The sequence below is a fragment of the Longimicrobiaceae bacterium genome (assembly GCA_036375715.1).
Taxonomy (GTDB): domain Bacteria; phylum Gemmatimonadota; class Gemmatimonadetes; order Longimicrobiales; family Longimicrobiaceae; genus DASVBS01.
On sequence record DASVBS010000038.1, the window covers coordinates 22,219 to 30,207 of the forward strand.

A 7,989-nucleotide genomic window follows, 5' to 3' on the forward strand; every position below is an offset into this window, starting at 1 on the left:
TCGACTCGTTGTACCACGGCGCGCCCGCGGCTGTTCCGGGACGGGATGTTCCGGGATAAGACGGGGTGTGTGCGTATCGCGACGCCCCGGTGGTGCGCCCGCGCCCTCCCTTGAACCCCCTCAGGAAGAGTCTCGGTCCAGCTCGGCGAGCGGTTGAACAGCCTCGAAGCTCGCGCACAGCAGGTCCCGCGCGGCGGCCGCCTGCGTGAACGCCTGCTCCACGGTGGGGGCGAGCACCGTCAGATGGCCCATCTTGCGAGCGGGCCGCCAGGTCGCTTTGCCGTACAGGTGGAGCGCGAAGCCCGGGGTGGCGAACGCCGCCTCGCTGCCGCGAAGGTGCAGGCCCGTGCCGATGTGGCATCCGAGCAGGTTGGCCATGCAGGCCGGGCTGAGCAGGCGCGGCTCGGCGAGAGGGAGGTCGCAGATGGCGCGAAGTTGCAGCTCGAACTGCGAGGGTGAGCACGCCTCCCAGGTGTAGTGCCCGGAGTTGTGCGGTCGCGGGGCGATCTCGTTGACGTACAGCCGGTCGTCGCCATCCACGAAGAGCTCGACGGCAAGCAGGCCGAACACGTCGAGCCCCTCCACCAGCGCCTCCCCGATTTCCCGTGCCTGCCGCGCGAGCTCCGGTGAGATCCGCGCCGGCGCCAGGGTGAAGTCCAGAATCCCGTTGCGGTGGACGTTTTCGCCGACCGGGAAGGAGGCGATCTCGCCGCTCGGGTTGCGCGCACAGAGCACCGAGGCCTCCAACCGGAAAGGCACCCAGGCCTCCAGGATGAGCTCCACACCCTCGCCGCCGAGCTCGGCGTAGGCTCCGGCCGCGTCGTCGGCGGAGCGGAGCACCCGTTGCCCCCGGGCGTCGTAACCTCCGCGACAGGTCTTGAGCACAGCCGGGGTTCCGAGCTCGCCCAGAGCCGACTCGAGCTCGGCAAGGGCGTTCACGGCACGGTAGTCCGCGGTGGGGAGGCCCAGCTTGCGAGCCGCATCCTTCTCCCGGGCGCGGTGCTGGGCGACCTCGAGCACGTGCGGACCGGGGCGGATGGGAGCAGCCTCCTCGAGCGCCCGAAGAGCGTCCGCGTGCGCGTTCTCCCATTCCAGGGTGACCACGTCCGCGAGGTCCACGAGGCGCGCGAGGGCGTCCTGGTCGTCGAGCGGTGCGCGGATGTGATGATCCGCCACCTGCGCGGCAGGGGAGTGCTCCGCGGGGTCGAGGACCGCGATGTGGTAGCCCATTCGCCGGGCTTCGAGTGCCAGCATCCGTCCCAGCTGTCCGCCGCCGACCACTCCGATGGTCGAGCCGGGCAGGATCGACGTCCGACTCACGGGGTCGCTCCGCCGGCGTGATCTTCGGGGAGGGGAACGATGGCCTCGGCTTCGAGCCGGCTGCGGAAGGCCTCGAGGCGTTCGCGGATTTCCGGATCGCCGGCGCCGAGGATGCGCGCGGCGAGGAGCCCCGCGTTGGCGGCGCCCGCCTTGCCGATCGCCACCGTCGCGACCGGCACGCCGCGCGGCATCTGCACGATTGACAGCAGCGAGTCGAGACCGCTCAGCGCCGAGGAAAGTACCGGCACACCGATCACCGGCAGCACCGTCTTGGCCGCGGTCATCCCCGGGAGGTGGGCGGCGCCGCCGGCGCCCGCGATGATGACCTCGATCCCCCGGCTCTCGGCCTGCTCCGCGTACGCGAACATGCGGTCCGGCGTGCGATGGGCCGAGACGATCTCCATCTCGTAGCCGATCCCCAGCTCATCGAGCACGCGCGCCGCCTCGACCATGGTGTCATAGTCGGATCGGCTACCCATGATGATACCGACGCGGACTTTCTCCACTCGTGCATTCGGCTGAGGGGCTGGTCGGGCCGGGGGATCCCCGGCGGAAACCGCGATAATGTAGAGGGGGCGCGGGAGGCGGGCAATTCGCTGGTGGGGAGGATGGGGAATGGAGGTCGGTGACTGGCCGAGCAGGCACTGGGGCTTGATCCGGAGCGCTCGAGGCGAGAAGCTGGGGGCTCTGCTGTCCGGCTCCCGGGCTTTGCGGATGGATGAGGTCGCAAGCGGCCCGGCCGACCGCCTGTACCCGAACCAACGACCTCTCGACATGGACCTGCGCGCCGCACAACGCGAAGTAGACGCTTACATCTCGCAGTTCAAGGAGGGCTACTTCCCGCCGCTGGTGAACCTCGCCCGGCTCGCGGAGGAGGTGGGTGAGCTGGCGCGGGAGCTCAACCACCTGCACGGCAAAAAGACCCGCAAGGCGGACGAGCCGGACGGGGACGTCGCCCTCGAGCTGGCCGACATCCTCTTCGTCATCATCGTTCTCTCCAACCAGCTCGGGGTGGATCTGCAGGAGGCGATGGAGCGCACGCTGGAGAAGTACCGGGTGCGCGACGCGGATCGCTGGGAGAGGAAGGATCCGGAAGACTGATCACGGTTCATCCGGGCTGCTGATCGGAAGTTCAGATGTGGCTGGACGGACGCGGACCCCGCTAATCAAAGAAGATGATCCGGCCGAGACTGTTAGCAGAACCTGGTGGAATGTCCACGGGAGCTTCCAGTCCCGCATCACCCGATGTATCGATCCCCACCGCTGTCAGCATCCAGCGTACTTCCAGCCACGACTCGCGCCGGCGTCACCTTGATCGAGGTGCTGGTCTGCCTGATGCTGCTGTCGCTGCTCGCGGCCGCGGTGTTTCCGGTGGTGACCCGCCGCGCGGGAGGCGAGGAGTCGCGGCGGGTGGCCGAGGACCTGAGCGCGCTGGGAGCCGCGGTGGACCGCTTCGTCAGCGACCTGGATGGGGCATTGCCGAGCGACCTCGAGGATCTCGCTGCGCGTCCGGATCAGGGCGACGGGGCCATGGACTCGGGCGGGCTGGTGGCCTATACCGAGGAGCAGGTACGGCGCTGGAGGGGGCCGTACTTTGCGGCGCCGCTGACGGATGGGGTCGCGCTGGCGACCGGATTCGACGTGCCCATCCAGCACGATCTGGTTCGCTTTGACGGCGCGGCGAACGCGCCCCTGGCGGACGACGACAGCGGGAGCGCCGGCAAGTCGATCTACCTGGCGGTGCGCCTGGGTCGGCGGGGGAGGGAGCTCACCGCGGCCCAGTTCGAGGCGATCAACGACCTGATCGACGGGCAGTTCGAGCGGGATGGACCCGGTGAGGGGACGAGCTGGAGTCGCGGACGGTTCCGCTACGAGCCGGCGGACGGTGGTGTTGGCGGCATCGGCTACTACCTGACCGTGCCGATCGAACGGTGAGGCCGAGCTCAGCGGGAGGTGAGGATCCAGCCACGGGTGAGTAGGCGCCACGGGCAGGATGAAGCGGGGTCGCGCAGACGGAAATGGGTGGGTCCGCCTGCCCAACGTGGTTCACAAGAGGAGTGTGCGGCCACTCGCACGATCAGGCGAGGTCGCGCAGGCGGATCCGAGTGGGTCCGCCTGCTTTTTTTGCGGTGAATCCGTGTGGATGCGGGCAACCCGCGAGGCGGTGGGGGGTAACGGGAGACCATGAGCAGCACGACGACTGACCTCGCAGCCACCATCCGGAGCTGGGCCCAGGAGCTGGGCTTCGACAGCGTGGGCGTCGCCCCGGTCGGCGAGAGCGCGCACGCCGAGGCCTACCGGCGGTGGGTGGCGGCCGGGTACGCGGGGGAGATGGCCTACCTTACTCGGCCCGATGCAGTCGAGAAGCGGACGGATCCACGGGTCCTGGTCCCCGGCGCTCGAAGCGCCGTGGTGGTGACCCGCAACTACTACCCCGGCGACGAGCCGCCCGGTGTGCCGGAGGATCCTTCGCGAGCCGTCTTCGCGCGCTACGCCCGTAACGAGGACTACCACGACCTCCTCAAGAACCGGCTGATCGAGCTGCAGAACCGCATCTCGGCAGAGCTGCTACCCGCCGGCGGACGGGCGTACGTCGACACCGGGGCGGTGCTGGAGCGCGAGCTGGCGCAGCGGGCCGGCCTCGGCTGGATCGGGCGGAACACCATGCTTATCCAGCCGCGCAGGGGATCGTACTTCTTCCTGGGAGTGATCCTTCTCGACGTCGAGCTACCGTACGACAGGCCATTTCAGCGAGATCACTGCGGGAGCTGTGAGCGGTGCGTCGTAGCGTGTCCCACAGGTGCGCTGCTCGGCAGGGACGAGAGTGGTGCTCCCGTGCTCGATGCGCGGCGTTGTATCTCCTACCTGACCATCGAGCTGCGCGGGCCGATCCCGCGCGGCCTGCGGCCGCTCATCGGGAATCGAATTTACGGCTGCGACATCTGCCAGGAGGTTTGCCCATACAGCCGAAAGTTCTCCAGACCCACCTCAGAGCTGGCGTTTAGCCCGAGAGGGCCGGGCGAGCCTCCACCCGGGGTCGAGCGACTGCCATCCGACGCGTGGCACCCCGGTACGGCCGCACCCTCGCTGGTAGACCTCATGTCCATGGACGAGGCCGCCTGGGAAGCCTTTTCCCGCGGATCGGCTCTCCGCCGCGCGGGGAGAGCGGGTTTCCGGCGAAATGTCGCAGTGGCGTTGGGAAACTGGGGCGATGAGGCAGCGGTCCCGTCGCTGAAGTCGGGGCTATCCGACCCGGACCCGCTCGTCCGGTCGCACTCGGCGTGGGCCCTCGGACGCATCGGGTCGGCGTCCGCCGTGGTTGCGTTGACCAAGGCGCTGTCTACGGAGACGGACCAGGTGGTAATCGAGGAGATCGAGGCCGCATTGGCAGAGGCGTCCACGACCTCGCCCGATAGTCGCGGCGTCCCCGCGAGGTAGAAGACAGCGTGCTTCCTATGCCCGCGTTTGCGTCCGGGAATCTTCTCCACCGCGATGAACACTGCAGCCACCCAATGTCGAAAGAGGAGGGATCTCTCCTTGATCGTGAGCTTGTCCCAACCCGCAGCGATGTTCCGAGTCTCATCGAGAACCTCTTGCATTGCGCTCCACGCGTGGGCAGCATTGGTCTGCTCCCTCTCTGCGGCGGCGAGATTCTGCCGATGCAGGCGGAGTTGAGCCTGCGCCTGCTCGACAGCCTCCTTGAATAGCGCCAAGTCATTACCATCCTTTCCCTCGGCACGGGCTTCGTTCAACGACTGAATGGCGGCGCTTACAAGCCTCTCCGCACGCGCTACGTCGCGCTTCAGCTCCTGGGCCCGGCGCTGCAGTGCTTGGTGGTACGCACCATTGTCATCGAGCATCCGGCGCAGGTTGGCTCCAAATTCTGGTGACCCGCGTTGTCCGGCGATGACATCGCGAGCCGCCTTCTCAAGTTCGTCGGCATCAATCTCGTAGCGCGAGCAGCCGTGCTCCCGATACAACTGATATCGGTCAGGATGCTTACGCTCATCCACCGGAGCGTGACGTAGTACTCGCACGTAGCCCCCGGCACCATCTCGCCTGCTAGAGCCCCAGTACGGACTGTGGCAGTGGGCGCAGATGGGCAATAGAGGGTAATCCTCGCGGCTCTTCCGTCGCGAGTACTGACTCTGTCCACGCTTGGCTAGCTCGAGCTGGACAGCGTTCCAAAGGTTGACGTCGACGAGCGGTGCCCACTTCGCTGGAATCACCGTCTCATGGGTTTGGCCGTCGTGGTCTCGATAGCGGTAGTGAATCCGGCCCACCAAGGCCGGATTCCTCAGGAAGTTTCTGGTCGCGGTGTGGTCGAGCACCCCTCCGTAGCGTCCGCGAACGCCGGCGGCGAAAAGCTCCTGCCCGAGCTTCTGCAGCGAAACTCCGTCGAGATACCGCTGGGCTACTCGAGGCCAGTGCTTCAGGACCTCGGAGCCCGCCAGGATGACTTTATCGCCATGCCCAGCCGGCTCACCGTCAGCGAGCACGCGGCCGACCTCGTAATGTCCCGGTGGGAGGTCGGAGCGGTTCGTATAGATAGGCCGCTCCCAAGGCCGGGGCTGCTCATTAGGCCCCAGCACGCGAATGGTCCCTTCGACGACTCGGACGGTGCCGAGTGGCGCGAGGCCGTGAATCCAATAACCCTCCTCCGCATGGGCTTTCTTGCCGAGGCGCACCTTCCTCGACAGGTCCACGGAGAATGTGGAGGCGTTGTAAGCATGGAACAGAATCTGGAGTTCATCAGCAAGCGCATCGTCTGATCGCTCGAGCGTAACGAACTCGACCCTCCAGCCAGCCTCTTCGAGACGCCACAGCATACGCCGGTAAGCCCGGGTATCCGGTTGGCCATTCGCTAGTGGCCGACCAAACCGAGACGGATCATATATCTCGATTCGGCCAGGGTTATCCGGCGGCTGTGGATCCGCTAAGCAGTCCTGGAGGAGTTTCTGAAAGCCGGGCCGATCGAAGGTTGTTCCGGACCGGCTGTCCGTGTACAGGTCTGCGGGGTCCGGAAGGGGACCCCACTTGCGATCACATTCGGCGTTCTGTTCCTCGTGCGATTTCGCCTGGCGGTCGGCCGCCTCGGTGGACTTTCGCAAGTATCTCTTTCGCTTGCGAACCATTCTGGAACTCCCTCCGACGAGGTCGACATCCCGCTAAGGTCCAGACTTACTCACAGGCGCATCTCTTGTAATCTGCCGATTGGGGTTCGGCCTGATCGGCATTGAGCATACGGGCGATTCTTATGTGCAGCTCCATGTACCGGCGCAGATGAGCCGGGTCTTGAATTGTCGCGCGGTGGCGCTGAATCGCCTCCGGCAACGTCGCCGCTAAGACAGCCGGATTGATGCGGAGGTACGACGGCAAGCCGCTGTCCACGGGTAGGCTGACCGTCGCCCGTCTGTTCGCGTTGTTCCTGCCGTTGGCCTCCATGGCGTCCTCAAGTACCGCTTCGTGTGTCCTCTCGCACACGGTGTTGGACTTGAGGTCGCAGCCGGTAGCCCCCCAAACACGAACCGGCAGTTCGCGGGAACGGCAATGAGACCCTGTCTCTTGTGGGAGAGCGCAAATGCCGGACTGATGGGCAAGTACAACGCCTCGCACTCTCCGCTGGAGATGAAGCGAACCGGATTGGCTCGCGGACCCCGCCGTGATGGCAGCGTAGGTCGGCGGGATTGTTTCGGTCGGCTTGGGGAGGCCGATAGGTGCACGCGAGACATACCCGAGGCGCCCCCGATCCGCTAAATCCCCTACGGGGTTGACCTTCGCAAGTACCCCTGGGCAACTCGGTTCCCAGATAGGCGGCATCGGCGGACGCTATCCCGTCGGGAGGCAGCTTCCGTGTCGGTTCGGCTCGCGGCACCGGCCTGCGGGCGTTCAATCGTTGAAGACCCGCCTTCAATCATTGAACGGCGAGGGGACGAGATCGACGCTAGGAATCTCCTTACGCGCCGGACTACTGCGTCTGGACATCACCCGCAACGAAGCGGTCGTGACCGCCTCGGTCGAGCGCGACGTGCATCACGACTACAGCGATGCCGAAGAAATGGGTGGCTTGCGGTGGCGGTGCTACTCGCTCGAAGAGGTCATGGCGGAGAAGCTTCGCGCCGTGCTCGGCCAGCGAAGACACGCCATCGCGCGCGACCTGTACGACATCGATTCGATCCGAGGAGACATCGATTTCGGTGTGGTCCGGGAGATCCTCCCGGCCAAGCTGGCCGCGAAGGAGTTGGATGCCGAGACTGCGTCGCCCACCAAGATGCAGTCGAGAAAGGCGGAATTTCGCACCGACTGGGACCGTAACGTGATCCCACTCGTTCCCGAAGCCGAATCGCTGGAGTTCGAGTCCGTCTGGTCCCGGGTTTCCACCATTGTCGAGGCCGCGCTCCAGCCGGCGTGAGACGCGCTACCACAAGCACGAAACCCGAGTTGATCGAACGCGACCGCCTACGGTTCCCTGCCCGACGTTGACTCGCTGAGTGAACCGCCCCGGATTCATCGGAGAACTCATTCTGTCGCCGTAGCCGCCTGTGGAAGAAGAGGAGGTCGAGCCGGTAGTCCACGCCGTCGATGGTCATGCGCTTCTGGCGAGCCACGAATGCGAAGTCGGTTCCCAGTTCGGAGATGAAGCGCTCCAGTTCCCGGAGGATCGCCTCT

General features: G+C 66.1%; 7 protein-coding genes. 5 read left to right on the forward strand and 2 right to left on the reverse strand.

Going from position 1 to position 7,989, the window contains the following annotated elements:
- Positions 1-120 precede the first annotated feature (120 nt).
- Positions 121-1,320 (reverse strand): 5-(carboxyamino)imidazole ribonucleotide synthase, encoded by a 1,200-nt coding sequence (gene purK / locus VF167_07950; GenBank protein HEX6925348.1) that lies wholly within the window; start codon positions 1,318-1,320, stop codon positions 121-123.
- Positions 1,317-1,826 (reverse strand): 5-(carboxyamino)imidazole ribonucleotide mutase, encoded by a 510-nt coding sequence (gene purE, locus VF167_07955; GenBank protein ID HEX6925349.1) that lies wholly within the window; start codon positions 1,824-1,826, stop codon positions 1,317-1,319. The genes purK and purE overlap by 4 nt, the downstream gene beginning before the upstream one ends.
- A gap of 109 nt (positions 1,827-1,935) precedes the next feature.
- Here purE and VF167_07960 point away from each other — a divergent pair, with 109 nt between their 5' ends.
- From VF167_07960 to VF167_07980, 5 genes are all read left to right on the forward strand, one after another.
- Positions 1,936-2,421, forward strand: coding sequence for a nucleotide pyrophosphohydrolase (locus VF167_07960; protein ID HEX6925350.1), 486 nt, complete (start codon positions 1,936-1,938; stop codon positions 2,419-2,421).
- Between the two features lie 144 nt (positions 2,422-2,565).
- Complete coding sequence (locus VF167_07965; GenBank protein HEX6925351.1) at positions 2,566-3,255, forward strand: prepilin-type N-terminal cleavage/methylation domain-containing protein; 690 nt, start codon at positions 2,566-2,568, stop codon at positions 3,253-3,255.
- Between the two features lie 249 nt (positions 3,256-3,504).
- On the forward strand, positions 3,505-4,758 hold the full coding sequence (gene queG / locus VF167_07970) for a tRNA epoxyqueuosine(34) reductase QueG (GenBank protein ID HEX6925352.1): 1,254 nt from the start codon (positions 3,505-3,507) through the stop codon (positions 4,756-4,758).
- An 881-nt stretch (positions 4,759-5,639) separates the two neighbouring features.
- Positions 5,640-6,092, forward strand: a complete 453-nt coding sequence (locus VF167_07975) for a hypothetical protein (protein HEX6925353.1) — start codon at positions 5,640-5,642, stop codon at positions 6,090-6,092.
- Positions 6,093-7,216: 1,124 nt separating this feature from the next.
- Positions 7,217-7,732, forward strand: a complete 516-nt coding sequence (locus VF167_07980) for a nucleotidyl transferase AbiEii/AbiGii toxin family protein (GenBank protein ID HEX6925354.1) — start codon at positions 7,217-7,219, stop codon at positions 7,730-7,732.
- The last annotated feature ends 257 nt before the right edge of the window (positions 7,733-7,989 follow it).